Here is a 26,903-nt window from a genome sequence, read left to right as displayed (position 1 = left end):
CCCCGGAGGGACCGGGCGCCGTCGGGGTCACGCCGGGCGACGCAGCACCAGCACGCCACGGGCGGGGACGGTCGACGCCTGGTCGGTACCGACCAGCACCTCCCCCTCGATGCCGGTCACGACGTCCTCGTCGGTCCGGTTGACCAGGAACCAGAACTCGTGGACGCCGTCGGCGCGTACCCCCAGTTCGACGCGTCCGGCCAGCTCGGCGACCTCGCCACGCAGCCCGATGCGGGCGAGCATCGGGTCGAGGAGCTGTCGCAGACCGTCGACGCCGAGCCGGGTCGACACGTAGGTCGCCGAACCGGATCCGACCTCCCGGCGGGTGATCGCGGGCCGGCCGGCCTGTTCCCCGTCGACATAGCTGGCCAGCACCTCGACGGTCGGGTCGACGACGTCCACCTGGTCGGTCCACAGCGAGGCGACTCGGCCGTCGGTCAGGGTCACCGTCGTGGCGTCGAGCAGCGGGCCGAACTCCTGGACCCGGATGCCGAGCAGGTCCCGCAGGGCGCCCGGGAAGGCGCCCGGCCAGAGGTGGTCGTTCTCGTCGACGATCCCGGAGAAGTACGTGGTGACGAGGTGCCCGCCGCCCTCGACGTACGCCCGGAGCCGGGCGGCCAGCCCCGCCGGTACGACGTACAGCACCGGGGCGATCACGAGATCGTAGTGGTCGACGTCGTGGTCGACGGGGACGACGTCCGCCCGGGTACCGGTGTCGAGCAGGGCGGTGTACCAGTCGAGTGCCTCCTGCCGGTAGTCGAGCCGGCTGGTGGGGTGCGAGTCCAGTCCGCTGCCCCACCACGAGTCCCAGTCGTGGAGGATGGCCACCCGGGCCGGCCGACGGGCCGATCCGACGACCGGGGCGAGGTCGGCCAGCGTACGGCCGAGTGCGGTGACGGCCCGGAACACGTCGCTGTCCCGGCCCGCCTGGGGCAGCATCGCGGAGTGGTACTTCTCCGCACCGGCCACGGACTGCCGCCACTGGAAGAAGCAGACCGCGTCGGCGCCGTGCGCGACGTGCGTGAGGGAGTCACGGGCGAGTTCGCCGGGCCGCTTGGCCAGGTTCACCGGCTGCCAGTTGACCGCGCTGGTGGAGTGTTCCATCAGGAACCAGGGGCGGCCGCGCGCGAGGTTGCCGGTCAGGTTGGCCGAGAACGACAGTTCCTCGAAGCTCTGCGGGCCGGGTCGCCGGTAGTGGTCGTTGGCGACGAAGTCGACCTCGTCGGCCCAGGCGGCGTAGTCGAGGGCGTCCACCTGACCGGTGACCATGAAGTTGGTCGTCACCGGCACGCCGGGGGTCAGCGCACGCAGCAGGTCGCGTTCGGCGCGCAGGTGGTCGAGCAGGGCGTCGGAGGAGAACCGCTTGAAGTCCAACTGCTGGGTCGGGTTGGGGTGGGCGGCGGCCAGCCGGGGCGGCAGGATGTGCTCCCAGTCGCCGTACCGCTGCGACCAGAACGCCGTACCCCAGGCGTGGTTGAGCCGGTCGAGGGTGCCGTACCGGTTGCGCAGCCAGTCCCGGAACGCGCGGGCCGCGTCGTCGGAGTAGTCGTACGCGTTGTGGCAGCCGAGTTCGTTCGACACGTGCCAGGCGACGAGCGCCGGATGGTCGGCGTACCGGCGGGCCAGGGCGTCGACCAGTCGCAGCGCGTGCTCCCGGAACACCGGTGAGGTCGGCCGCCAGTGCTGCCGGGCGCCGGGCCACACCGTCTCGCCCAGGTGGTTGACCGGCAGGATCTCCGGATGCCGGGCGGTCAGCCACGGCGGCGGCGAGGCGGTGGCGGTGGCGAGGTCGACGGCGATGCCGTTGTCGTGCAGCAGGTCCATCACCTCGTCGAGCCAGGCGAAGTCCCACTCGTGCGGCGCGGGTTGGATCCGTGACCACGAGAAGATCGCCAGCGAGACGATGTTGACCCCGGCCTCGCGCATGGCGGCGACGTCGTCGTCCCACACCTCACGCGGCCACTGGTCCGGGTTGTAGTCGGCGCCGTAACCCATCCGTGGTCGGTCGGGCTCGGTCGGCCAGTGGATCCATCGCGTCATGCTCGCTCCTCCGTTGAACCAGCCGCCGGCCCGGACCGGGCACACCGTGACGGTGTGCCCGGTCCGGGCCGGTTGTCGATCGCGGGTTTCCGGTCACCCGCCGGTGCGGTGTGGCGTCACGGCCGCGGCCAGACCCAGTGCGACACGGGGTCGCCGTCGAGGTCGGTCCGCTGCTTCGCCACCTCGAGGTTGCGTCCGGTCTCCCGCATCTCGTACAGCTCGGTACGCATGACGCTGCCGCCGTTCATGTTGTTGTGCAGCGACATCAGGATCTTGCCGTGCGGGTTCCCCTTGTCGGCGAAGGTGCGGAAGAGCATCGAGTGGCCCTTGTTCTCGGTGACCACCACGTCCTCCTGGGTCCACGGACCCTTGAGGTCGCCGGACGTGGAGCGGGCCAGCGTCACCACGTACTCGTTGTTGTGCTTGCGGTAGCTGGTCCAGAACATCAGCAGTTCGTTGCTGTTGGTGCGGTAGAACGAGGGACCGTCGGTGACGTACGGCGGCAACTGCCCCGCGTTGACCATGCCCTCCTGGTAGTACCAGGGGGCGTCCGAGCCCTTGAACAGGTAGATCGGGTCGCCCTGTCCGCGGCCGGTCAGGTTGCCCTCAGCGTCGCGCTCCAACCGGATGGCCTCGATCGTGCCGTCGATCTTCTGGACCCACTCGTGGGCGTAGACCATCCACGGCTGACCCTCCGGGTCGACGTAGAGGGTCCCGTCGAGCGTCATGTGGCTCGACGGGGCGACCGGCGAGTCGAGGTTGAGCAGCTCGAACGGCCCCATCGGCGAGTCGGCGGAGGCGATGACCGTGCCACGCCAGTGCTGGTTCTGCCAGACCTGGCCGCAGTCACCACAGTGCTGTCCGTTGGTCGAGGCGCTGGCCAGCACCCGGTTACGGTTGTGCAGCGTGGCGAACCAGTAGTACTTGCCGTTGTAATACCAGGCCTCCGGCGCCCACGTGCCGTGCGCCGCGTTCGCCCAGGACCCCTGCGGGTTGGTGAACACCGTCTGCGGCGCACACCAGTTCTTGAGGTCGATGCTCCGGCGTACGGTGTTGCCCTGGTAGAGGTAGTAGATGCCGCTGACCGGGTCGGGCATGATGAACGGGTCGTGGATGCGGATGTCCCGCAACTGCTGGGTGGCCGCACAGGGCAGGCTCTCGGCCGCCTTGGCGCCCATCGTGCCGGCGACGTGGTTCACCTTGCGGGTGGGGCCGGCGTTGGCGGAGCCGGCCACGCCGGCGGCGACGACGGTGAGGGTCAGGGCGACTGCCATGTGCCGGCGGAACCGGCCGCGGAGGACGCGTTTGAACGACATCAGTTCAGGTCTCCTTCGTGCACCGTGCTGACGGGTTGACGAACCAGTTCGGGAGATTGCGCTCGGCGTCAGGTCAGTTGCCCGCGACGGGGATCGACTGCGACTTCAGCGCATCGACGGTGGATTTCTGGGCGGTTTCGAGGGCGGAGTTCAGGTTGCCCTTGCCTTCGACGGCGCCGGCGAAGCCGTCCCGGACGTCGCTGTAGGTCTGCGTCATGGTCGGACCCCAGGGGAAGTTCGGGTTGACGTTCCCGGCCGCCTCGGCGAAGATGCCGGAAATGTCCTGGCCGCCGAAGTACGGCAGGGGCTTCGCCAGCGCCGGCATCCGCTGGCCCTCCACCGTCGCCGGGTAGAGGCCGCCGTTCTCGTTGAGTGCCTTCAGGGCCTCGGGGTCGCTGTTCAGCCAGGTCGCGAACTTGGCCGCCTCGTAGGGATTCTCCGTGGAACGCAACACGGCGGTGGTGGACCCGCCCCAGTTGCCGGCGGCCCGCTGGCCGGCGGTCCACTGCGGCATGTAGGTGACCGCCCACTTGCCGCTGGTGTCCGGGGCGTTCTGGGACAGCAGGGCGTTGGCCCAGTACGGGCTGACCCAGGTCCAGATCTTGCCGGTGTTCATCGCGTTCCACCACTCGTCGGACCAGCCCGCCATCGGTCGGGCCAGTTCCTCGTCCAGCATCCGCTGCCAGTAGTTGGCGACCTGCTGCGACTCGGGTCCGGTCAGGTTCACGGTCCACTGGTCGCCGTCGACGGAGAACCACCGGCCGCCGGCCTGCCAGATCTGGCCGAGGAACCAGTTGACGTCGCCGGAGGCGAAGTGGTGGATGTGGCCGCCCTTGGTGCGGATCACCTTCGCCGCCTGGTAGTACTCCTCCCAGGTCGTCGGCGGCTTGAGACCCGCCGCCTGGAAGAGGTCGGCGCGGTAGTACATGCCGATCGGGCCGATGTCCTGCGGCATGGCGTAGACCGCGTCGGCCTCACCGAAGGAGACCTGCTGCCAGGTCCAGGGAACGAACTTGTCCTTGACCTCCGGTACGCCCTCGCAGTCGGCCAGGTTGACCAGGCCGTCCTGGAGCCGGAAACTCGCCAGCGAGTCGTACTCGACCTGGGCGAGATCCGGCGCGTTACCGGCCTTGATGCCGTTGAAGAAGTTCTGGTACGCCCCGTCGGGTCCGGCCGGGCCGGTGACGAACTTGACCTGGATGTCAGGGTTCTTGGCGTTCCAGATGTCGATTACCTTGTCGATTCCCGGGACCCAGGAGTAGTACTCCAGCGTGACGGGTTTGCCGGCGGGCTTGCACGCCTGCGCCGCGTCGTCCGGCTCGTCGCCGCCCCCGCAGCCGGCGACGGCGAGCACCACCGCCAACGCGCCACCCACGGCGCCGCGCCTCATCCAGCGATCCACGATTGAACCCTCTTTTCTTTCGTTCGGGGGTGGGGATACCTGTCCAGGCCGGCGGTCAGGGCGCGTTACTTCACACCACCCGTGGTCAGTCCGGACCGCCAGAACCGTTGCAGGGAGAGGAATGCGATGATCAGGGGAACGACCGAGACGGCGGCGCCGACGATCACCAGCGTGCGCAGTTCCGGTGCCTGTTGGGTCGCCTGGCTGTTCCAGGCGAACAAACCGAGCGTGATCGGGAAGAGTGACTCGTCCCGCAGCATGACCAGGGGCAGGAAGAAGTTGTTCCAGATCTGCACGAACTGGAACAGGAACACGGTGACCAGGCCGGGCGTCATGAGCGGCGCCGCCACCCGGAAGAAGGCACGCAGCTCGCCGGTTCCGTCGACACGGGCGGCCTCGAGCAGTTCGTCGGGGACGCTGCTGGCGGCGTACACCCGGCTGAGGTAGACGCCGAACGGGCTGACCAGGCTGGGCAGCAGCACCGCCCAGAGGGTGTCGGCCATGCCGGCCTGACTCAGCAGGAGGAACAGTGGGAGGGCGAGCGTGGTGGCCGGCAGCAGGACGCCGCCCAGCACCACGTTGAAGACGACCTCCCGACCGGGAAACTCGAACTTCGCCAGGGCGTAGCCGGCCATCCCGGCGATGACGGTCGCGCCGAGCGCGCCGACACCGGCGTAGAGGACGCTGTTGAGGATCCAGCGGACGTACAGGCCGTCCTGGAAGGTGAACAGGTCGCGCAGGTTGTCGACGAGGTTGAAGTCGGCGAACCACAGCGGGTTGGTCGAGGTCAGGTCGGCGCGGTTCTTGCTCGCCGCGATCAACAGCCACCACAACGGCGCGAGCATGTAGCCGGCGAAGACCACCATGACCAGCAGCGGCAACAGCTTCCGGGAGTACGGAATGGCCGACCCGCCCCGCTTCGCGGCGGGCACCGAGGTCCGTCCGGTCGCGGTCACAGCGACGACCCCCTCTGGGTGATCCGGAAGAAGATGAACGACAACGCGAACGTGGCCAGTGCCAGGACGACCGAGAACGCGGCGGCGAGATTGAAGTTCGGTATCACGGAGGTGCTGTAGACGACCAGGTTGGGCGTGTAACTGCCGGTGACGGCAGTGGTCAGTGAGCGGAAGACCTGCGGTTCGGTGAAGAGTTGTAGCGTTCCAATGATGGAGAAGACGCCGGTGAGCACCAACGCCGGACGCACCATGGGCACCTTGATGGAGAGTGCGATACGGATGTCGCCGGCTCCGTCCAGCCTGGCGGCCTCGTACAACTCCTGGGGCACCGCCTTCAGAGCCGCATAGATGATCAGCATGTTGTAGCCGGTGAACATCCAGGTGGTGACGTTCGCCAGGGACCACAGGACCATCGACCCGGACATGAACGGCACCCGTTCGGTGACCCAGTCGAACGGCGACAACGCGGGCGAGTAGAGGAAGCCCCAGATGATCGCCGCGATGACGCCGGGCACCGCGTACGGCGCGAAGTAGGCGAGCCGGAAGAAACGCTTCAATGGCAGCAGACCGGAGTCGAGCAGCAGGGCGAAGAGCAGGGCCAGTCCCAGCATGACCGGCACCTGGACGACCCCGAACAGCAGCACCCGGCCGACGCTCTCCCGGAACGCCTCGTTCTCGAAGACTCGGACGTACTGCTCCAGGCCGCCGAAGACGGTTTCCGGGCGACCGAACGTCCCCTCCCGCTGCACCTTGAAGAAGGACTGGTAGAGGGCGTAACCGATCGGCGCAAGGTAGAAGAGCAGGAAGAGCACGACGAACGGCAGGAGGAGAACGGCCACCGCGCCATATGCCCGCCGCCCACTCCGGCGCGGCGTCCGCCGGGATTTCCGGTCCACCTCGCCGTCCGGCGGCTGTTCCGGTCGGGGTTCGGAGGAGGGTCTCACCACCTCGGCCATCTCCACGGTTTCACCTGCTCTTCAGCGTCTCTCGGTGATGTCGACTGCATTATGAATCGTTTCACTTAGCCTGGAAGTATCAACCGTGTTACGGCGACTGTCAAGGCATCGAGTCGCACCGCCGCAGGTCGGTGCCACAGTGCCGCCGCAGGTCGGCGCCGCGGTGCCGCCGCTCGGTTCGCCGATCTCGTGCCAGGGGATCCAGCGGACCGGCGACGTTGTCCGCGCCGGAGCTCGGCGCTCAGCGGGCTCCGGTGGCGACGTCGTGGAAGGTACGGATGTGCCCCTCGACCCGCCGGGCCGCCTCGTCGGCGTCGCGGTCGGCGATGGCGGCCAGGATGCCCCGGTGCTCGACCCGCAACCGCCGGCACACGGCCGGCCAGTCGTCCAGGCCGCCGACCAGGTCCAGCACGTACCCCTCGATCGAGTGCCGCAGCGACGACATCATCAGGGCCACCGCGCGGTTGCCGGCCGCGTCGGCGAGCGCGATGTGGAACCGTACGTCGGCGGCGTGGAACCGCTCGGGCGTCAGCCCGGGTTCGTCCATCTCCCGCAGCAGCGCCTCGGCCGCCTCGAGCCGACGTTCGGGCGCGTGGGCCAGTCGGGACACCGCGTGCCGCTCGAGCAGCACCCGGGTGTCGACGACGTCCGGCACCGACAGGCCGCTGGTGGCGATCGCGAGGCGCAGCACCGTCCCGAGGGCGGTGTCGGCCCGGCCGGCGATCACCGTGGCGCTGCCCCGCCCGACGGTCTGCGCGGGGAGGACGACGCCGAGCGCCTCCAGGGTCCGCATCGCCTCCCGGACGGTGGGACGGCTGACGCCGAGTTGCTCGGCGAGGCTCCGTTCGCTGGGCAGCCGGTCGCCGGGGCGCATCAGTCCGGCGCTGAGCAGCCGCTCGACCTGGTCGAGAATCGCCTCGTGGGGGCGGGCACCCACGATCGGCGAGAAGAGCTGCTCCGGCGTCACGGCGTGAGTCTAGACATTCGGGGCTTGCACCACGGCCGAAATGGCCTGACCATTTAGCCGTGCACATCGCCCTGTTCGTGACCTGCCTGGCCGACACCATCGCTCCACAGGTCGGCGTCGCCACCGTCCGGCTACTGCGCCGCCTCGGCCACCAGGTGACCTTCGACCCGGCGCAGACCTGCTGCGGGCAGATGCACGTCAACTCCGGTTACCCGCGCCACGCACTCCCCCTGGTCCGCCGGTACGTCGAGACGTTCGAGGCCGCCGAGGCGGTGGTCGTCCCGTCCGGGTCCTGCACCGGGTCGATCCGGCACCAGCACGCGGCGGTGGCGCAGGCCGCGGGCGACACCGAACTGGCCGCACGGGCCCGGGCCGTCGCCGCGCGGACGTACGAGCTGAGTGAACTGCTGGTCGACGTCCTCCGCGTCACCGACGTCGGCGCCCGCTACCCGCACCGGGTCACGTACCACCCGACCTGCCACTCGCTGCGGATGACCCGCGTGGCGGACCGGCCGCTGCGGCTGCTGCGCCAGGTACGCGACATCGACCTCGTCGAGCTACCGGGAGCCGAGGAGTGCTGCGGCTTCGGCGGCACGTTCGCGCTGAAGAACGCCGACACCTCCACGGCCATGTTGGCCGACAAGCTACGGCACGTCCGGTCGACCGGCGCAGGAGTGGTGACCGCCGGTGACGCGTCGTGCCTGCTGCACATCGGTGGTGGCCTGGCCCGGCTGACCACCTCGACACCGCACGGCGAGATCCGGGCGGTACACCTGGCGGAGATCCTGGCTACGGAGGCCACACGGTGACGACGTTCCTCGGCATGCCCGGCCCACCGACCGCCGCCCCCGGCAACCGGCTACGCGGCGACCAACCGTTCCCGGCCGCTGCGGCACGCACGCTGCGCGACACCCAACTGCGCCGCAATCTCGGCAACGCCACGGCCACCATCCGGGAGAAGCGGCGCGCGGTCGTCGCCGAGGTTCCGGACTGGGAGGAACTGCGGCTGGCCGGCAGCGCCATCAAGGCCGACGTACTGGCCCGGCTGCCGGAACTGCTGACCGAGTTCGAGGCCGCCGCCACCGCCCGGGGCGCCACCGTGCACTGGGCCGCGGACGCCGAGGAAGCCTGCCGGATCGTCACCGAACTGGTCCGGGAGACCGGTGCCGACGAGGTCGTCAAGGTCAAGTCCATGGTCACCCAGGAGATCCGCCTCAACGAGGCGCTCGCCGAAGCGGGCGTACGGGCGGTGGAGACCGACCTCGCCGAGTTGATCGTCCAGCTCGGCCGCGACGAGGGCAGCCACATCCTGGTTCCCGCCATCCACCGCAACCGTCGGGAGATCCGCGACATCTTCCTGCGGGAGATGCCCGACGTCGACCCGGCGCTCACCGACGATCCGGCCGCACTGGCCGAAGCGGCCCGCCGGCACCTGCGCAGCACGTTCCTGCGGGCCCGGGTCGCGGTCTCCGGGGCGAACTTCGCCGTCGCCGAGACCGGCACCCTGTCGGTGGTGGAGTCCGAGGGCAACGGGCGGATGTGCCTCACGCTGCCGGAAACCCTCATCACCGTCGTGGGCATCGAGAAGCTCGTGCCGACCTGGCGGGACCTGGAGGTGTTCCTGCAACTGCTCCCCCGCTCCAGCACCGGCGAGCGGATGAACCCGTACACCTCGATGTGGACCGGGGTGACGCCGGGCGACGGACCGCAGCGGGTCCACGTGGTCCTGCTCGACCACGGTCGTACGGCGGTCCTCGCGGACCCGCAGGGTCGCGCCGCCCTGCACTGCATCCGGTGTTCGGCCTGCCTGAACGTCTGCCCCGTCTACGAGCGCGTCGGCGGGCACGCGTACGGGTCGGTCTATCCCGGACCGATCGGAGCCGTGCTCTCGCCGCAACTGACCGGCATCACCGGCGGCGGTGACCCGAACGCCTCACTGCCGTTCGCGTCGTCGCTCTGCGGTGCCTGCTTCGACGCCTGTCCGGTCCGCATCGACATTCCGAGCATGCTGGTCCATCTGCGGGCCCGGGCGACCGACGCCCGGCGCGGGTCCGGGCGACCGCCGTCGGCCGAGGCGGCCGGACTCGGCGCGCTGGCGTGGATCCTGCGCGACCCCCGCCGGCTCGCGCTCGCCCAGCGGCTCAGCCGTGCGGGCCGGCTGCTGGCCCGCTGGCAGAGTCGCCGGGGGGATCCGCACCCCCGGATCCGCCGGCTGCCCGGCCCGGGCGCAGCCTGGACCCGCGGTCGGGACCTGCCCGCACCACCGGCACAGACCTTCCGGGAATGGTGGGCCCGGTCCTCGGACGGCAGGGGTACGTCGTGAACGCCCGTGAACGCATCCTCGACCGCATCCGGCGGGCGACGACGGACCGGGCCGGTGGAGTCGAGGTGCCGCGCGGCTACCGCCGGGCGGACATCCGCCCCCCGGGTCATCCCGAGCTGCTCGACCAGTTCGCCGATCGGCTCCGCGACTACCACGCCGGGGTACGCAGGTGCGGCGCCGACGAGGTGGGAGCGGCCGTCGCCGACGCCCTCGACGGCGTACGACGGCTCGTCGTCCCCGCCGGGACACCAGAGGGTTGGCTGACCCGGTGGCGGGCGACGACAGCAGAGGCAGCCGTGCTCGCCGACCAGCCGCCGCTGGCGGTCGGCGACCTCGACACCGCCGACGCCGTCATCACCGGCTGCGCCGTCGCGATCGCCGACACCGGGACCATCGTCCTGGACGCGGGGCCGGACCAGGGCCGGCGGATCCTGTCACTCATCCCCGACCACCACGTCTGCGTGGTCCACGGCACGCAGGTCGTCGGCCTCGTCCCCGAGGCGCTGGCCCGGCTGGACCCGACGCGGCCGCTCACCTTCGTCAGCGGCCCGAGCGCCACCAGCGACATCGAACTGCACCGCATCGAGGGCGTACACGGCCCGCGCCGTCTCGACGTCGTCATCGTCGGTTGACGGTCCTCCCGATCGGGCCCACCCGTTCCACGGCCAGGCGGTGCCGTCGCTGTCGACCCTGCGGGGACCCGGGAAGACGCGAAGCCACGCGCTGCCCGTCCGCACCACCCATGAATAGTAAAGTTTATGAACAGAACATGTTACAGTCACTTCCATCGATGTGAGGCATGCCGTTGGCTCGCTGCATCCCAGGAAGGAGTGACCACATGTCTAGACTGCGCGCCCTGGTCGCGCTCGCGGCACTGGTTGTCGCCGGCGGGCTCGTGGCGGTCATCCCGTCGACCCCAGCGTCGGCAGCCGCCTGCGCAGCGCCGTGGCAGTCGTCGGCCGTCTACTGGCAAGGCGACCAGGCGTCCCACAACAGGCGTAACTACCAGGCGAAGTGGTGGACCCAGAACGAGGCGCCGCCGGGCACCACCGGCGTCTGGCAGGATCTCGGTGCCTGCGACGGCGGCACCACGCCGCCACCGGGAGGGAACTGCAACCACCCGAACTGGGTCGCCGGCACCTGGTACGCCGCCGGAAGCATCGTGCGGTACACCAACGGCCTGTACTACATCGCCGAGCACGACAACCCCGGCTACGACCCCGTCATCAGCACCTGGTACTGGGAGCCGTACACCTGTAGCGGCCAGCCGCCCACCACTCCGCCCCCCAACCCCGGCGGCTTCGTGGTCACCGAGGCGCAGTTCAACCAGATGTTCCCGAGCCGGAACTCCTTCTACACGTACTCCGGCCTCGTCGCCGCCCTGAGCGCCTACCCGGCGTTCACCAGGACGGGCAGCGCCACGACCCAGCGGCAGGAGGCGGCGGCCTTCCTGGCGAACGTGCACCACGAGACCGGCGGACTCGTCCACATCGTGGAGCAGAACACCGGTAACTACCCGCACTACTGCGACGCCGGCCAACCCTACGGCTGCCCCGCCGGGCAGGCCGCCTACTACGGACGCGGGCCGATCCAGCTGAGCTGGAACTTCAACTACAACGCCGCCGGCAACGCCCTCGGGCTACCCCTGCTGACCAACCCCTGGCTGGTACAGAACGACGCCGCAGTGGCCTGGAAGACCGCCATCTGGTACTGGATGACCCAGAACGGGCCCGGCACCATGACCGCCCACAACGCGATGGTCACCGGCGCCGGGTTCGGCGAGACCATCCGCAGCATCAACGGCTCGATCGAATGCAACGGCGGGAACCCCGGCCAGGTGCAGAGCCGCGTCACCAAGTACCAACAGTTCGTCGGCATGCTCGGCGTACCCGCCGGAGCCAACCTGTACTGCTGATCCGCTGGCCGGGCCTCGTCACCCGTCGCTCTCGAAGGCGACGAGGCCCGGCAGGCGGACCGCCCCCGCCCCGGATCGCGGGCCAGCGAGCCCGGTCCGGCGGGGTACTGGCGGGTGATCGCCGCGCTCGCGTCCGGTCGAGCGGATTCCTCACCGGGGTCTCGGGTGTCCTCCCAGCACAGGCCGCAGGGCCGCTGAAGGCCGCAGGGCCGCTGAAGGCCGCAGGGCCGCTGAAGGCCGCAGGGCCGCTGAAGGCCGCAGGGCCGCTGAAGGCCGCAGGGCCATCATGACCACGGATCGCCGACTCAAGATCATGATTGCCGGGTCGGCCGCAGCCATTGACGATACCACCTGGTCTAGCCCAGTATCTTCCTGAGTCGCCAGGTGCCAACGGCTCCAGTCATGATTCTCAAGTGCCAGGAGTACGCCCATGCGAAGCAGCTACCGTCGGGGACGCTGGCACTTCTCACGCCCAGTGGCCGGCTGCGCGCTCGCCTCACTTCTCGGTGCGGTCGCGCTGGTGGGCTCACCGTCCACGGCCAGTGGCACTGCAGCCACCCCGCCTCTCAGTCCCCAGCCACGGGAGTTGTCCGTCACCGGGACCCCGCTCGACCTGCCGACCGTCTTGACAGTTGTTCGTGGCGCGGCCGCGGACCAACCGGCCGTCGACGCCGTGGTGGCTGCCTTCACCGCGCACAACACGAGCGTCACTGTCACCGGCACCGATCCCGGCACCGGAACGACCGTCTACGTCGGAGGAGCGCAGGAGACGCCCGCCAGCGCGGCGGCCCTGCACGCGATCGGTGTCACAGCGCCGAGCACCCTGCCGGATCAGGGTTATCTGCTGGCCACCGGTACGGACTCTGCCGGCAGGCAGCGGGTCGTGCTCTCCGGCGGCCAGAAGGTGGGCACCTTCTACGCCGCACAGACCCTGAGACAGCTCCTGACGTCGGATTCCTCCGGAACGGAGATCGCGCGGGTCACGATCAAGGACTGGCCAGCCTTCGCATTCCGCGGTGGGATGGACTCGGCCAACCCCCCACCCCCAGGGGTGGCCCGGTGGACGACGGCCGACCGGCTGGAACAGGTGGAGGTCCTCGCCCGGAACAAGATGAACCGCTTCTTCTACGGGCCCGCTGCCGACCCGCGGACGGGCGGTAGCGGAAGCAACAACTGGCGCACCCCGTACACGGCCGCGGAACTCGGCGACCTGCGAGAAGTCGTCACCAAGGCCAACAGACTGCATGTCGCGTTCGTCTACCGGATCTCACCCGAGATGCCGCTGGACCAGGCCAGCGGCATCTGCCACTCCTCCGCCACGGAGCGCAACACCCTCCTCTCCCGGCTCGACCAGATGTACCAGATCGGGGTCAGGCACTTCGTCATCGCCTGGGACGACGTCTCCCCGACGCGGCCGTTCTCCTGCGTCGACGACGGCCGAACGTACGGAACCGGGGTCACGGCATGGGCCCGGGCGCAGGCCGACGTCACGAATTTCGTCCAGACGAACTTCGTCCGAGCCCGCGCAGGCATGGGGCAGCTGTACACGGTCAGCAGCGAGTACGCCGGGATGGCGGTCAGCAGCTACCGCACCGAGTTCGACACTCGGCTCGACACCGCCGTGGGCGTGTACTGGACCGGTCCCGAGGTGCTGTCGCCGAGCATCAGCCGGAAGAACCTCGACGACGCGCAGTTGGCGTTCCCCCGGCACCGCCTCGCCATCTGGGACAACTTCCCGATCAATGACCAGGTCTGGGACCGGCTCCAGATGGGCCCGCTGGTCGGGCGCGAGGCTGCGCTCTCCGCTGCTCCAGGAATCCTGTTCAACGAGATGACCCAGCAGGGCCCCTCCCAACTGCCCCTGCTCACCGCCGCCGACTTCGCCTGGAATCCGGGGCACTACCAGCCAGAAAACTCCTGGTCCCGCGCCATCGACACCCTGGGCGGCCCGATGGCCAGCCAGCTGCGGACCTTCGCCGAGGTCAACCGTTCGTCCGTCATCGACCACACCGACTCGGTGGCCCTGGCCGACGCCATCAGGAGCTTCCGCAACGCCCTCCGTACCGGGAGCGGGGTGGACAATGCCGCCGCCGCACTCAAACAGAGGCTCGCTGCCCTCAAGGCGGCCAGTACCGACCTGCAGACCATGAACACCAGCCTGACGACCGAGGCGGGACCTTGGTTGCAGCAGACAGTTCGCCTCGTGGACGCCGCGACTCGCGCCGTGGATCTCCTGACCGCCGAGCGCGCCGGACAGACCACCGTGGCGAACAACCTGCGCCGGGAGATTCGTGACCTCCTGCCCGCCATCGCCTCCCACCCCGAGTCGGTGGCGCACGGCGTGCTCCACCCGCTGGTGACCTCTGCGCTGCGCCGGGGCGTCGACAGCGTGGATCTGAGCGGAGACGGGCGCTCCGACGTGCTGGCTGTCATGGCGAACGGCACGCTGAACGCGTACGAGAACCTGCGCACCACGATGAACTGGCCGGAGCTGGGCGCCACCCAGACGGTCGGGTACGAGTGGTCGGCCACGCAGCTGCCCATCGTCGGTGATCTCGACGGTGACCGACTCGCGGACCTGCTGACAGTGACCAGCAGCGGAGCCTTGGTGCAGTTCAGGAACACCGGGTCCTTCACGGGTGGCATGTTCGCGGCAGGCGTCCAGGTCGGCAGCGGCTGGCAGGGGATGCGGACGGTACGCCTGACCGACCTCGATGACGACGGACGCGCCGACCTTCTGGGAGTGTTTCCGGATGGCACGCTCAAGGCGTTCCGTAACACCGGCATGAACAACGGCACCGTCACCTGGGGTCCGGCCGTCCAGGTCGGTCAGGGGTGGAGCGCCACCGAGCTTCCCATCGTCGGTGATCTCACGGGTGATGGAAGAGCCGACCTGGTGTCCATCAAGTCCGATGGATCGCTCTGGCACTACCTGAACACCGGCAGCTTCACCGGCGGAATGTTCGCCGCCGGTCAACGGGTCGGTGAGGGCTGGACCGGTCACCTGGCCGTGCACGTCGTCGATCTCGACGGCGACGGAGCTGCGGATGTACTCGGTGTCCTGGCGGACGGGACGCTTGCCGCCTTCCGCAACCAGGGCGTCATCAACGGACGTGTCAGCTTGGGACCCCGAGCTTCTGTGGGCCAGGGTTGGCACGCCACCATGCTGCCCAACCCGACCGACCTGAACGGGGACGGTCGCGCCGACCTGGTCTCGATCAACGGTGCCGGCAGGCTCGTCACGAACATGAACTCGGGCCGATTCGCCAGCGGATTGATGTTCCCGACGACGGCAGCACACGGCCCAGGGTGGCAGGGAACCCTTTTCCTTCGCTGACGGGCTGTTGTCGGCCGCCGCCGTCGTCGTCGTTGACCAGCACGGCCGGACCCATGCCGCCCTGGCCGCCCTGCACGGCGAGGGATTCGCCCGGGTGATCGAGGCTGACCCCGCGATGGCGGGCGCCGGGGCCGACTGACCACACCACCCGACCCCCGCACGACCCCCGGACGTCGCCCCCGCGACCCGGGGGACCCCTGGTACCTGGAGCGCTGGAGATCCGCCAGGACCTGACCGCGCTGCGCGGCCGACTCCTGAGGGGGCCGGGTGCTCGTCGGGTCGGTTAGATAGCCTGGTCCACCGCCGGGCTAGCGTCAGGTAGTTCGGGGTGCAGGTACCGGGAGCAGGCGTCGCCGAGCGGCGCGGGGCACCACGGGTACCCGAGGAGGGAGCATGCAAGCGCCCCCTCCCGCAGCCCTACCTCGAACTGCCCAGAAGTGATCCGCTACCGATCAGGGTCACGCCCTTGTCCCAGAGCGAGATCTGCCCGACAGCCACCCTGTCGCCTGTGATCCGTCAGCTGATGTGCGACGGCGACCTCCGCCCGACCCGGTGGCCACCGCCCACCGCCGCGCCGGCCGTCGCGCTGTTGGCTCATTACCATGTACCGATGCCTGACAATGATCTATTCAGCAGTTTCTTCCCCACCGGTCTTGTCATCATCCTGCTGCTGGTGGCCTGTTGTTGCGGTGCCGGAGTGGTTTTTATGGGCCTGACGTACCCCTGCTGTTAGTTGCTGCGTTTGCTGGCGTCGAGGGCAGCCTGCTCCACTCGCTGGCGGTAGTCCAGCCACCATGACTCGTCGGCGGCGGGCAGGTTGTCGTTCCTGGGCAGCAGCCCGGCCGCGCCGTCGATGAGTTCACGCACGACGTCAGCGTGGCCAGCGTGCCGTTGTGTTTCCGCGATGACGTGGACCAGGACGTGGTGCAACGTGACCGCTGCATCGCCCCACCACGGCACGCGGCCGACCTCATCCAGTGCAAGGGCTTCAACGGTGGTGTCGGCGTGGGCGATCGCGCGACGGTACAGTCCGACGATCTCCTCGCGGGTCTCAACCGCGGTCGCCCACATGTCGGCATTGGTCTCCGCTCCGTCGCCGACGTACGGCAGCTCCTGCTCGAACGGTCGGCCGAACACGACGCCGAAGTAGAGGACTTCCATGGCCGCCGAGTGCTTCACCAGACCGAGCAGGTTGGTTGCGGTCCGGGTCAACGGACGCCGAATATCGTATTCGCTGAGCCCATCGAGCTTCCATAGCAGCGCGTCACGGCCGCCCTTCAAGTAACTGTGCAGGTCTGCCTTCATCGCGGCACTATGGCATTCGGTTGGGTGTCGGCGCTGCCCCGGACGATCCACGGAGCTCATGATCGGCAGGACCCGCCCTAGCCAGTAGCAGCGGCCCATGAGATGTGGCCGAGGAGAGACGACTCCGGTGGGCGGGCACCGGGATCACCTCCGCAGTCGCAAGCGGCGGGCACCCATCTACGTCAGCTGTCTTTCGTACGCTCTCCCGCGCGCGGGCTGCGATGCTGACGCACACCCTCTAAACCGTCCTAGGAAATTGATTCCGCAGTGGTTGGGGAAGCGGGCAGTTGTTCCTCCACACCCTCAGCTGCCCGGGCCGACACCTTCCTGCATCAGGAGATCACGGTCAGGTTCCGAAGCTCCTACCGGCCGAGCTGCCGGTTGAGCTCTTCAAGAACGTCGATGATCTCCAGTCTGCTGGTGTCGGTCGGCATGGTGCGTGTGGTGCCGTAGGCGAGTTCGACCAAGGCCGAGCGCGCGGCTGCGAGTTCGTCTGCGGAGACCTCCATCTGATGCCAGGATGCGTCGACCGCTGGGGCAATCTCGTCGCGCAGCCGCACGGCCACGGCCCGTACCGTGTCGGCGTCCGTGCCCGTCCGAGTGTTCCATTCGTCGTCACCGAGGTCGTCGAGAGCGATGCCGATGGCGTCCGCCAGCAGGTGGAGCATCTGCGGGTCGCCGGCGAGCCGGACGCCGGTCGGGACGGCCCGCACGACGGTACGAGTGATCGGCACGTCGTCCAGGCCGACGTGGCGCTCCCCCAGCATGAACTGGACGTTCTGGCGCTGCCAGCCTCGGGCCAGTCGCAGCGCGGACATGCCGTCGGCGCTGACGGCGTCCACGGCGGCACCGCCCAGTAGAAGGGCCGCGATGACCCGCTTTTCGTTGCGTTCTACCGCGTGCATCAACGCCGTCCGCCCCCGCGCATCGCGGGCGTCCACGTCGGCGCCGGCCTGCAGGAGCACGTCCACCGCAGCCTGATCGCCACGCCGGGCGGCCACCACGATCGCCGGGGTCGCATCGGAACGCTGCTGGTTCGCGTCCGCGCCGTAGGCGAGGAGAAGACGCAGCACTACCGGCGCGACGGGTTGCATCACCGCGGTGACAAGAGGCGCCTCCTCACTCGCACCGGGGGCCGCCCCCGCGTCCAGCAGGACCCGGAGCGTCGCAAGAGCCGGAGGCGTCGGGCGGAACGCGGTATACGACACGGCCTCAGTCAGCACACTCGACCTGGTGGCGGGCTCCGCCGCCAGCGCCCCACGAGCGACCAGGAACCGCACCACGTCCGCGTGCGCCTCGATCACGGCGACCCGCAGCGGCGACACCATGAACGGACCGGCGGGACCGATGTGGGCACCAGCATCCAACAACCGGCCAACGATTCCCCGCCGCCCAGCGCGTGCCGCATCGACCAGCACCGACCCCCGGAACCGGCCGACCACGACGTTCGGGTCGGCGCCATCGGCCAGCGCCTGCCCCACGGCCGCCTCGTCACCGGCCTGCACCGCCTCGACCAGCCGCTGATCGGCACCGTGTTTCACCGATCGTCACCCGTCAGGTCGGCGAACGCTCGCAGCCGTAGGCGCGCTGCCACATCGCCAGCGAACCAGGCGACGAAGTCGCTGCCCGGGCCGAGACCCGCGCGAGCCGTGTCACACCAGTCCTGCCGGTCGAGCACCGCAAGGTACTGCCGCACCAGCTGGTCTCGCTGTTCCGTGGTGCATCCAGATCGCTGCGGAGCCTTGTGCGTCAGATGGTCAGCGATGACCGCGGCGTCCACGTACCTGTTCACGGCCGGTGCCTGCCGGCCGAGGTGAGCGACATGCGCGGCGAGGACGATCGGCGCTGGCGGATAGTGCTCGAGGGTCATGCCCATACCACCGCAGCCAGCCATGATCTTCAGTAGCCGGCCGGTGTGATCGACCAGGTCGTCGTCGGCTTCACTTCCGATGATTGCTTCGTGCAGATGGGCTGCGGTGGCAACCTGGCCCGCGAAGTAGCCGTTGAGGACATCGCCGTCACAGGCATGGCGTAGCAACCACTGACGGGAGGCGTAGGCACCGCCTCGGCAGAGCGCCTCGATCACGTAGACCCGCCCCCAACCGGCAACACGCTGAGCCAGCCACAACAACCCATCTACGCCGCCGCGGCGGCGCCGCAGCGCCTCGGCGGCCAGTGGCCCGAACCGGTTCGACAGCAGACCGATGGTCTGGATCAGCGGGATGTCGTCTTCCTGCCAATCCGTGGCGAGCAGCGCCAACCCGACAGTGGTCGCGCATCGATCAGTGCTGTGCCGCACCAGCCATCGCCCGGTCTGCCGCACCCTCTGCCGGTCCGCGCGCAGCGCCGCTGCAGCGATGTGCTCGTTGTGATGGATCGGAACGTCGACATCGTGGAACGCGTCGACGAGTTCCCTCGGTGCGGATTCGACCCTGCCGAAGTACGCGTCGAGGATGGCGGCCACGTCGGAACCCGTGAGCCGCTGATCCCGCCGGGTCTGCCGTCGCTGCCGCCGACGATGGGATTCGTCGTCCGGATACGGCTCACCGTCGCGCGGAAGAGGAAGGTCCGGACAGCGCTGGTGCAGGCGCAGTGCGTGTTCAAACAGGGAGGTCCCAGGGCCGAGCGCTCCAGGCTCGGTCGTCACGCTCACCGGCGGACGGAGGACTCGATTCTCTCGATCATGGCCCGGATGATGCCAGCCCGAACCCGCCGAGGCAAGCACCGCACACCACGTCGAGCACCGCCGGCCCGCCGGGCGTCCGCTGGCCGTTGCCGCACCGGACGTTGGCTTGGCATCCGCGTTGTTCGCGTAGCGCCTCAGCGCGTGCGTTGACTACTGCCCTGAACTCGGTCGGTGCCGTTGAGGGCGACGTAGCGGACGGCGGCGAACTCGACCTCGATCCAGTTCAGCCAGCTGGCAACGTAGGGGCTTGAGCATTCTTGGCCTGTTCGGGGGGCTGTACAGCCCCCCGAACAGGCCAGAAGCTCGTCATCAGCGGGTGGTTGCGTCCTGTACCTCGCCGACGAGTTCCTCGATGATGTCCTCGAGGAAGATGACGCCGGTTACCTCTGCCCGCTCATCGAGGACCTGGGCGACGTGGGTGCCGCTCTGACGGAGCGCGGCCAGGGCGTCTTCGAGATCGCTGCTGCGGTGTACGGCAGCGAGCTGGCGGATGCGTTTACCCGGAACGGCAGCGGTGTAGGCGTTGCCGGTCAGGTCCATGACGTCCTTGATGTGTACGTACCCACTGGGTCCGTCGTTGTCGGTGAGCAGGTAGCGGGAGTAGCCGTGGACGGCTACCGCCTGCTGGATCTCCGCCGGCGTCACGTGCATCGGTAGGACGACCAGGTTTCCGAGGGGGACCTCCACGTCGCCGACGGTCTTCGCGGTGAACTCGAAGGCTGCGGTCAGGGTCCCCGAACCGTCGATGAGCACCCCCTCGCGGGTCGACTGCCTGACGATGGTTGCCACCTCGTCCAGGTTGTAGGTGCTGGTGGCCTCGTCCTTGGGTGTCACCCGGAAGAGTCGGAGGATGCCGTTGGCGACTCCGTTCAGGCTCCAGATGATCGGCTTGAAGATCCGGGCGACGACCACCAGCGGCGGGGCGAGGATCAGTGCTGCTCGGGTCGGTACGGAGAACGAGATGTTCTTGGGAACCATCTCGCCGAACACCACGTGCAGGAAGGTCACCAGCACCAGCGCGACGGCGAAGGCGAGGACGGTGACCGCCTCGGGTGAGAGCGGGGTGTTGGCGAGCGGGATCTCCAGCAGGTGATGGATAGCCGGCTCGGAGACGTTCAGGATGAGCAGTGAACAGACGGTGATACCGAGCTGGCTGGTCGCCAGCATGAGGGTGGCGTGCTCCATCGCCCACAGCGTCGTCTTGGCGGCCCGGCTTCCGGCCAGGGCCTTGGGCTCGATCTGGGACCGCCGCGCGGAGATCACCGCGAACTCCGCGCCCACGAAGAACGCGTTGACCACCAGCAGGACCACGAGCCAGACGATGCCGGGCAGGTACTCGCTCATCGGATCTTCTCTTCCGTCCGGTCCGGGTTGGTATGCCCGGTGCCGACCTCATCCGGTGTCCCAGCGGGAAGGAACCGCAGTCGGACGGCCTGAACGCCGTTGAGATGCTCCACGCGCAGGATTCCGCCCTCGATCGTCACCTCGTCGCCGACCTTCGGGAACCGGTTGAGGCGAGCGGTGACGAAGCCGGCAACCGTGTCGTAGTCGTCGTGCTCCGGGACCGCGATCCTGGTTCGTTCGAACAGTTCGTCGGGGCGGAGCGAGGCGTCGAACACGATCGTGTCGCCGCGCCGGAGCACGACGGTGCGGGCACGGTCGTGTTCGTCTTCCAGGTCACCGATGATCTCCTCGACCAGGTCCTCGAGGGTGACGATGCCGGCGGTACCGCCGTGCTCGTCGTAGACGACCGCGAACTGCAGTCCTCCACTCCGCAGGGCGGGCAGCAGCACGTCGAGGTCCATCGTCTCGGGCACCCGCAGCGGCTCGACCATCAGGTCACGGGCGCAGACGTCGTCCCGCTCAGCCGCCGGGACGGCGAAGGCGTGCTTCGCGTGCAGCACCCCGATGAGGTCGTCGATGTCCCGGCCGATGACCGGGAATCGCGACAGGCCGGTGGCCACGGACCGGGAGATGATCTCGCTGGCAGTCGCGGCCGAGCCGACCGCCGCCATCCGGACCCGGGGGGTCATGACGTCCGAGGCGTCCCGGTCGGAGAAGCGCAGCGTGCGGTCCAGCAGCGTCGCATGTTCCGGGTCGAGGACGCCGGCTCGGGCGGAGTGCCGCAGCAGCGAACTCAGCTCCTCGGCGCTGCGCGCGCCGGACAACTCCTCCTTCGGTTCGATGCCGAAGGCGCGGATCACCGCGTTGGCGGTGTTGTTGAAGAGCACGATCACGGGTTTCAGGACGGTGGTGAACAGGGCCTGGAACGGCACCACGACCTTCGCCGTCTGCCGGGGGACCGCGAGCGCGAAGTTCTTCGGTACGAGTTCGCCGATCACCATCGAGAAGAGCGTCGCCAGAAGGATGCCGACAACCGCCCCGACCGCAGGAACCGCAGTTTCCGGCACACCGGCGGCCTGAAGCGGGTCGGCGAGCAACGAGCTGACCGCCGGTTCGAAGGTGTACCCGGTGAGCAGGGTGGTCAGAGAGATACCGAGCTGGGCGCTCGACAGGTGCGTCGACGTGATCTTGAGCGCCGCGATCGTCGGGCCCAGCCGCCGCTCACCACGTGCCTGGCGCGCCTCCAGGTCGCCCCGGTCAAGGTTGACCAGGGCGAACTCGGAGGCCACGAAGAGACCGGTGCCGACGGTGAGCAGCAGTCCGATCCCCAGCAGGATCCACTCGTTCATCGGTTAGCCCCTGCCGGTTGGGCCGCCACGGTGGCGGCCTCGACGACCAGAGGCCAGGGACTATGGGCAGGAAGATCGTTCATAAGACGCCCGAGGCTAGCCCGTCCCGCTGAGAGCAAGCTGAACAGCAACGTCCGCGATCCGCTGCCGGTCCACAGGACATCACCTCACGACGGAGATCGCGGCTCGGCGGTACGGAACTGGGAATCGCTCGCGTCAGCCGTCACCCTGAGTACTTCAGTCGGTTACTGTCAAGGCGGTGGTGCGACGCTCTCCCGCTTGACCAACGTCGGGGACACGGTCTGCCGCATGGTGTGATCGGCGCCGGACTCGATCTGCGAAAGCAGCAGGGCGAGGCTTGCCTCCGCCACGGTGGCGAAGTCCGGCCGAACAGTGGTGAGCGGCGGGATGAAATAGGCGGCGTCCGGGACGTCGTCGAAGCCGACCACGCTGACCTCCTCCGGAACTCGCCGGCCGAACTCGTGCAGCGCGTGCAGGACGCCGAGGGCGAGGTCGTCGTTAGCGGTGAAAATCGCCGTCACGCCCGGCGTCCGGGCCAGCATCTGTCCGCAGCGGTACCCCGAGGCCGCAGACCAGTCCGCCTGCAGCAAGGGAGGCACCTCCGCTCCGGCCGACCGCAACGTCTGCCTCCATCCCGCGATCCTTCCGGCGCTGTCGAACCAATCGGCCGGGCCCGAGACGTGCCACACCGTCTGGTGTCCTGCATCCAACAGATGCTGCGTGGCCAGCCGGCCACCCTTCACCTGGTCGATGGTGACCAGTGGTACGGCTCGGCGGGGATCACCATCGACGGTGACGAGGGGGATGTCGGTGGGCAGGCAGGCCAGGGCTTCGTCGGCGGACTCCACGGGCGCGATCACCACGAGCCCCGCCACCCGGTGCGCCAGGTGCCGTTCGACGACGGCGGTGATGGAGGTGCGGTCCAGGTTGCGGACACTGCCCACGCTGACAGCGAAGCCGGCCTCAGCAGCAGCGAGTTCGAAGGCGGAGAGCAGGGACGCCGGGCCGTAGAGGGTGGTGTTGAGCGCCACCACACCCAGAACCTGTGACCGTCCGGTCACCAACGCCCGCGCCGCCCGGTTCGGGCGGTAACCGAGTTCCGTGATCGCGGCCTGCACCCGCAACCGAGTCTGTTCGCGTACGTGGGGGTGCCCGTTGAGAACACGGGATACGGTCTGGTGTGACACCCCGGCAAGGCGGGCCACGTCCCTCATCGCAGGACCCCGCGCGGTCATCGCACCCCACCTCTCCGTCCGCCCCGCAGCCCGTAGACGAAGAGCAGCCTGGTCCGTCGTCCTGGCGGGACGTAAGACGCGAAGGCGCGGACGAGCGTGCCGTGGACATCGCTAGATCAGCGAGAGTCTACGCGGCGCGTCGCCCTGAAGTGCTCGTCGATACAACCAGCAACCGCCTGCGTACCGTGAGATTCGTCATCATGGATCGCAGAGCGCTACGGGAGCCGACAGCGGTGGAGTGGCTTTCGTCCTCACCTCCCTGCCCGGGCATACGTTACGACGGGAAAAGTGATCGATCGATTCGGATGCTATAGAAACAAGTCAACGCTGACAAGGACAGGTTTCCCCGAGAGCCTCGCCCAGCGGTCTGCGGCGCAGGCCAGAATGCCGCGGTCAGCGCGTCGGAGGGGCGGCGGTGCTGTCCCTGACCATGAGGGTCGTCGCCAGTTCGATGCGGGCCTGGGGCAGACTCCGGTTCGCGGCCATGGTCAGGACCATTTCGGCCGCAGCCGCACCCATCTCCGTCAGAGGTTGTGCCACCGACGTCATCTGCGGACCGCACAATCGGGTGTAGGGGATGTCGTCGAAGCCCACGACGCTGAGATCCTGGGGAATGCGCCGGCCGGCCAGGCGGGCCGCCTCGTAGACCCCCAGAGCCTGCAGGTCGTTGCCGCACAACACCGCCGTCGGTGCCGGCGTAGACCGCAGCAGTTCCTGGCCGAGGTTGAGACCCTCGTCGAAAGAGAACCACTGCCCGGTACGGAGCAGTTGTGGATCCAGCCTCGTCCCGGCAGCCTCCAGCGCAGCCCTGGCACCGTCCAGCCGGGCTCTGGCGCACAGGCGGTCGGTCGGCCCGGCGATGATGGCGATCCGGCGATGTCCCAGGTCGAGCAGGTGCCGGGCAGCCTCGAATCCGCCGCTCCAGTTGGTCGACGTCACCGACGGAACCATGGAGAGCGGCGGCTCCCCGGTCGGATCCAGCACCACCAACGGGATCCCGCTCGCTCCTAGCAGAGCGTGCTGTTCGGAGGTGAAGCCGAGGTGCACCGCGATCACCCCGGTCGGGCGCCGGGCCAGCAGGTCTCGGGACCAGAAACGCCCCTGCGACACCTGGCGGCGAGCGTCGGTGAAGCCGACGGCGAGTCGCTGCTCACCGACGACCTGCTCCACGCCCTGCAGAATCGCCACCGCCAGGTTGCTCTGCATCCCGTAGAAGACCACCTCCACGGTGGCGCTCGGCGTACCCAGCTCTGGTCGGCGGTATCCGTGATCCCGCAGCAGGGCCTCTATACGGAAACGGGTCTCCGCGGCAACCCCGGAGCGTCCGTTGAGCACCTTCGACACTGTCGGTGCCGACACGTCGGCCAGGCTCGCGATCATGGACAGCGTCGGCCGTCCCCGCCGGCCCCCGCGATGTGGGGTATCCGGGAACCCGCTCGCCATCGGGGTGACGGACGAAGCCGTCGTCGTGTCGTCGGAAGCCGCCGAACTGCGCACCGGCACGCTGGCGGGCGCACGAACCTGTGGAACGGATGGCTTCCGCACGGCCTCGAGAAGCCGGCTGCGGACGGTTTCGGCTTCTTCGAAGGCCCGTGGTCCCGCCGGCACCGTCTCGGTCAGGTAGCGCCGCCGCCTGGACGCCGGATCGATGCCGGCGTATACCCGCACACGCAGGGATCCACTGGGAAGTCTTTCGATCTCGCCACGTGCTCGCCGTCCAGGTCTGGAGCCAGTCGACATGGAGCCAATCCTACCCCGCGCCAGCCCCGGGTTTAGCTCCACGAACTACTCCACGATAGGTGATCAGTCGCACCCACACGCCCGACCGCGATTCGGCGGCTCGGTGAGACCTCAGAGGGTGAGGACCACCGTGGAGATGCCGCGTGCACCGACGTTGACGCTGACCTGCCCTCCGTTGACGCTGGTCGGCTGGCTGGCCGCATTGGCGTTCTGCGAGGTGAGGTAGTGCTCCGCCGTCGTGACGTTCTGCGGCACCTGGATCACGGCGTTGTTCACCGCGCTGGTCGACCGATTGAGGATCACCAGCGTGATCTTGCCGTCGCCCTGGTATGCGGTCACCTCCAGTGGTGCGGCCTTGGAACTCTTCGTCAGGGCGACCCGCTGGTAGCCGGGGCGGACGTACTTGGCGTACTGCGAGAAGGCGTACCCGCGCTTCAGCGGAACCCCTGCGGTGGTGCCGTAGGCCGCCTCCCCGTCGCCGATGAAGGAGTAGTAGCGCTTGCCGTACCACCAGACGTAGGCGCTCCAGTTGGATTCCATCGACTTGTGGACCGTACGCATGATGTCGTCGAGTGTCTCGTTCCAGACCGCCGGGTTGCTGGGGTTACCCCAGATGTCGGAGCCGTTGCCGTCGGCCTCGTGGAAGTTCCATTCGGTCATCCATACCGGCTTGTTGTGCTGGGCGGCCAGAGAGTAGGGCTTCAGCCGGCCTGACGCCTCCGTGCCGTACAGGTGGCCGCCGATGTAGCCGATGTTGTTCCGGGCGCTCGGGTCGTTCAGGGTCGGATCGGTGTAGCTGTAGTTCAGGTTCACCGCCTCGGCGACCATGAGCTTGGTGTTCTGCACCTTCGCACCCTGGTCACGTACGAACGTCTGCAGCTCCGTGCCGCTCCAGTCCATCGAGTCGTAGTCCGGGTGCCAGTCCGGCTCGTTCTGCACCGAGGTGACATCAACCGCGACCCCCTGGTTACGCATGTACTGGACGTAGCTGTTCAGATGGTTCGCATAGTCGTCGTAGTACTCGGGCCTCAACTTGCCGCCGTTGATCCGGCTGTTGTTCGTCTTCCACGCCGCCGGCGCGGTCCACGGCGACGCGAGGATCTTGACCCCCGACCCGTACGACTTCGCCGTCTTCAGAGCGTTCACGTGGGTCGGCCACTCACCGGAGACCGGCGAGAGGCCGGTACGCACGATCGACAGACCCAGCTGGTTGGGGCCCAGCCCGACCAGCGTCTGCGTCTCCGCCGTCGACCAGGCGCTACCCCAGATCGACTGCGCGGCCCCGAACCCGTCGATCGTCTGGTATCTGGTGGCGCTGTTCACCGTGATGTCCGCTGCCGCGTTGGGCGGCGGAGTGGTGGGTGGCGGCGTGGTGGGTGGCGGGGTGGTCGGCACCGCGCTCCCGGTACAGGTCACCCCGTTCAGCGCGAAGCTGGTCGGCGCGGGGTTGCTGCCCGTCCACGAGCCGTTGAAGCCGAACGAGGTCGTGCCGTTGGTCGGAAGGGCACCGTTGTAGTCGACGTTCCGCGCGGTGACCGCGGAGCCACTCTGGGCAACCGTCGCGCTCCAGGCTTCCGTGACCCGCTGACCGGCACTGTAGGACCAGGCCAGCGTCCAGCTTGTGACCGGGTCACCGAGATTGGTGATGGTGACGTTGGCACCGAAGCCGCCCTGCCATTGCGACGCCACGGCGTAGTTCACCGAGCAGCCGGCGGCCGCCGCCCCGGCCGGCAGCGCCACGGCGACTGCAGCCGATGCCAGAAGAACGGTGCCAGCCGAAATCAGGGCGACGTTGGTGACTCTGCGTTCCCTCAAGACTCCTCCTAGAGTGAGGTGGCGGCCGAGGCATCCGGTGCGGATCGAAGACCTGGGCTCTCTGCGTAACCCCGAGGCGGGGGGGGGGGGGGGGGGGGGCCCCCCCCCCCCCGGCCCCCCGGGGGGGGGGGGGGGGGGGGGGGGACCCCCCCCCCCCCCCCCCCCCCCCGGGGCCCGCCCCCCCCCCCCCCCCCCC

General features: G+C 68.9%; 19 protein-coding genes. 5 read left to right on the top strand and 14 right to left on the bottom strand.

Going from position 1 to position 26,903, the window contains the following annotated elements; translation table 11 throughout:
- Nucleotides 1-27: 27 nt before the first annotated feature.
- The 6 genes from ACIBJE_RS30975 to ACIBJE_RS30950 all read right to left on the bottom strand — a co-directional run bounded on the left by ACIBJE_RS30975 (nucleotide 28) and on the right by ACIBJE_RS30950 (nucleotide 7,637).
- Nucleotides 28-2,040 carry a beta-galactosidase gene (locus tag ACIBJE_RS30975; RefSeq protein WP_396753823.1) on the bottom strand — a complete coding sequence of 671 codons (2,013 nt, stop codon included), beginning with the start codon at nucleotides 2,038-2,040 and terminating at the stop codon, nucleotides 28-30.
- Between the two features lie 116 nt (nucleotides 2,041-2,156).
- On the bottom strand, nucleotides 2,157-3,356 hold the full coding sequence (locus ACIBJE_RS30970) for a glycoside hydrolase family 43 protein (protein WP_396753822.1): 1,200 nt from the start codon (nucleotides 3,354-3,356) through the stop codon (nucleotides 2,157-2,159).
- A 73-nt stretch (nucleotides 3,357-3,429) separates the two neighbouring features.
- Entirely contained in the window at nucleotides 3,430-4,746 is a 1,317-nt protein-coding gene (locus ACIBJE_RS30965; protein ID WP_396753821.1) for an ABC transporter substrate-binding protein, read from the bottom strand.
- 77 nt (nucleotides 4,747-4,823) lie between these two features.
- Complete coding sequence (locus ACIBJE_RS30960; RefSeq protein WP_396753820.1) at nucleotides 4,824-5,714, bottom strand: carbohydrate ABC transporter permease; 891 nt, start codon at nucleotides 5,712-5,714, stop codon at nucleotides 4,824-4,826.
- On the bottom strand, nucleotides 5,711-6,553 hold the full coding sequence (locus tag ACIBJE_RS30955; RefSeq protein ID WP_396753819.1) for a carbohydrate ABC transporter permease: 843 nt from the start codon (nucleotides 6,551-6,553) through the stop codon (nucleotides 5,711-5,713). Before ACIBJE_RS30955 ends, ACIBJE_RS30960 begins: the two co-directional genes overlap by 4 nt.
- A gap of 358 nt (nucleotides 6,554-6,911) precedes the next feature.
- Nucleotides 6,912-7,637, bottom strand: coding sequence for a FadR/GntR family transcriptional regulator (locus ACIBJE_RS30950; protein WP_396753818.1), 726 nt, complete (start codon nucleotides 7,635-7,637; stop codon nucleotides 6,912-6,914).
- Nucleotides 7,638-7,696: 59 nt separating this feature from the next.
- Between ACIBJE_RS30950 and ACIBJE_RS30945 the strand changes: the two genes are divergently transcribed.
- The 5 genes from ACIBJE_RS30945 (at nucleotide 7,697) to ACIBJE_RS30925 (ending at nucleotide 15,212) form a co-directional block, all read left to right on the top strand.
- Nucleotides 7,697-8,446, top strand: a complete 750-nt coding sequence (locus ACIBJE_RS30945; RefSeq protein ID WP_396753817.1) for a (Fe-S)-binding protein — start codon at nucleotides 7,697-7,699, stop codon at nucleotides 8,444-8,446.
- Nucleotides 8,447-8,460: 14 nt separating this feature from the next.
- Entirely contained in the window at nucleotides 8,461-9,960 is a 1,500-nt protein-coding gene (locus ACIBJE_RS30940) for a lactate utilization protein B (RefSeq protein WP_396753831.1), read from the top strand.
- On the top strand, nucleotides 9,957-10,592 hold the full coding sequence (locus ACIBJE_RS30935) for a lactate utilization protein C (RefSeq protein ID WP_396753816.1): 636 nt from the start codon (nucleotides 9,957-9,959) through the stop codon (nucleotides 10,590-10,592). Before ACIBJE_RS30940 ends, ACIBJE_RS30935 begins: the two co-directional genes overlap by 4 nt.
- 206 nt (nucleotides 10,593-10,798) lie before the next feature.
- On the top strand, nucleotides 10,799-11,875 hold the full coding sequence (locus ACIBJE_RS30930; protein WP_396753815.1) for a glycoside hydrolase family 19 protein: 1,077 nt from the start codon (nucleotides 10,799-10,801) through the stop codon (nucleotides 11,873-11,875).
- A gap of 430 nt (nucleotides 11,876-12,305) precedes the next feature.
- Nucleotides 12,306-15,212, top strand: a complete 2,907-nt coding sequence (locus ACIBJE_RS30925) for a beta-N-acetylglucosaminidase domain-containing protein (RefSeq protein WP_396753813.1) — start codon at nucleotides 12,306-12,308, stop codon at nucleotides 15,210-15,212.
- Nucleotides 15,213-15,941: 729 nt separating this feature from the next.
- Here the strand turns inward: ACIBJE_RS30925 and ACIBJE_RS30920 are convergent.
- The 8 genes from ACIBJE_RS30920 to ACIBJE_RS30885 form a co-directional block, all read right to left on the bottom strand.
- Nucleotides 15,942-16,517 carry a DinB family protein gene (locus tag ACIBJE_RS30920; RefSeq protein ID WP_396753812.1) on the bottom strand — a complete coding sequence of 192 codons (576 nt, stop codon included), beginning with the start codon at nucleotides 16,515-16,517 and terminating at the stop codon, nucleotides 15,942-15,944.
- Between the two features lie 362 nt (nucleotides 16,518-16,879).
- Entirely contained in the window at nucleotides 16,880-18,058 is a 1,179-nt protein-coding gene (locus ACIBJE_RS30915) for an ankyrin repeat domain-containing protein (protein WP_396753811.1), read from the bottom strand.
- Nucleotides 18,055-19,170 (bottom strand): hypothetical protein, encoded by a 1,116-nt coding sequence (locus ACIBJE_RS30910; RefSeq protein ID WP_396753810.1) that lies wholly within the window; start codon nucleotides 19,168-19,170, stop codon nucleotides 18,055-18,057. The genes ACIBJE_RS30915 and ACIBJE_RS30910 overlap by 4 nt, the downstream gene beginning before the upstream one ends.
- Before the next feature lie 342 nt (nucleotides 19,171-19,512).
- The gene (locus ACIBJE_RS30905; protein ID WP_396753809.1) at nucleotides 19,513-20,547 is read right to left on the bottom strand and encodes a hemolysin family protein; all 1,035 of its coding nucleotides are present in this window, start codon (nucleotides 20,545-20,547) and stop codon (nucleotides 19,513-19,515) included.
- A complete protein-coding gene (locus ACIBJE_RS30900; protein WP_396753808.1) occupies nucleotides 20,544-21,896 on the bottom strand; it encodes a hemolysin family protein in 1,353 nt (450 codons plus the stop codon). Before ACIBJE_RS30900 ends, ACIBJE_RS30905 begins: the two co-directional genes overlap by 4 nt.
- A 251-nt stretch (nucleotides 21,897-22,147) precedes the next feature.
- A complete protein-coding gene (locus ACIBJE_RS30895; protein WP_396753807.1) occupies nucleotides 22,148-23,131 on the bottom strand; it encodes a LacI family DNA-binding transcriptional regulator in 984 nt (327 codons plus the stop codon).
- A gap of 414 nt (nucleotides 23,132-23,545) precedes the next feature.
- Nucleotides 23,546-24,820 carry a LacI family DNA-binding transcriptional regulator gene (locus tag ACIBJE_RS30890; RefSeq protein ID WP_396753806.1) on the bottom strand — a complete coding sequence of 425 codons (1,275 nt, stop codon included), beginning with the start codon at nucleotides 24,818-24,820 and terminating at the stop codon, nucleotides 23,546-23,548.
- 183 nt (nucleotides 24,821-25,003) lie between these two features.
- Nucleotides 25,004-26,707, bottom strand: a complete 1,704-nt coding sequence (locus tag ACIBJE_RS30885) for a cellulose binding domain-containing protein (protein ID WP_396753805.1) — start codon at nucleotides 26,705-26,707, stop codon at nucleotides 25,004-25,006.
- Between the last annotated feature and the right edge of the window lie 196 nt (nucleotides 26,708-26,903).

Origin of the sequence: Micromonospora sp. NPDC050187, from assembly GCF_044459745.1 — a bacterium.
Classification (GTDB): Bacteria; Actinomycetota; Actinomycetes; order Mycobacteriales; family Micromonosporaceae; genus Micromonospora.
Note: the sequence above shows the minus strand (reverse complement) of the source record. Positions and strands in the feature narration are given on the sequence as shown.

Bases quoted from the DNA above. Each gene is read 5' to 3' on its own strand.
- ACIBJE_RS30970 (WP_396753822.1), bottom strand. From the start codon at position 3,356: ATGTCGTTCAAACGCGTCCTCCGCGGCCGGTTCCGCCGGCACATGGCA.
- ACIBJE_RS30895 (WP_396753807.1), bottom strand. From the start codon at position 23,131: ATGAGGGACGTGGCCCGCCTTGCCGGGGTGTCACACCAGACCGTATCC.
- ACIBJE_RS30920 (WP_396753812.1), bottom strand. From the start codon at position 16,517: ATGAAGGCAGACCTGCACAGTTACTTGAAGGGCGGCCGTGACGCGCTG.
- ACIBJE_RS30975 (WP_396753823.1), bottom strand. From the start codon at position 2,040: ATGACGCGATGGATCCACTGGCCGACCGAGCCCGACCGACCACGGATG.
- ACIBJE_RS30925 (WP_396753813.1), top strand. From the start codon at position 12,306: ATGCGAAGCAGCTACCGTCGGGGACGCTGGCACTTCTCACGCCCAGTG.
- ACIBJE_RS30965 (WP_396753821.1), bottom strand. From the start codon at position 4,746: ATGAGGCGCGGCGCCGTGGGTGGCGCGTTGGCGGTGGTGCTCGCCGTC.
- ACIBJE_RS30900 (WP_396753808.1), bottom strand. From the start codon at position 21,896: ATGAACGAGTGGATCCTGCTGGGGATCGGACTGCTGCTCACCGTCGGC.
- ACIBJE_RS30905 (WP_396753809.1), bottom strand. From the start codon at position 20,547: ATGAGCGAGTACCTGCCCGGCATCGTCTGGCTCGTGGTCCTGCTGGTG.
- ACIBJE_RS30930 (WP_396753815.1), top strand. From the start codon at position 10,799: ATGTCTAGACTGCGCGCCCTGGTCGCGCTCGCGGCACTGGTTGTCGCC.
- ACIBJE_RS30940 (WP_396753831.1), top strand. From the start codon at position 8,461: ATGCCCGGCCCACCGACCGCCGCCCCCGGCAACCGGCTACGCGGCGAC.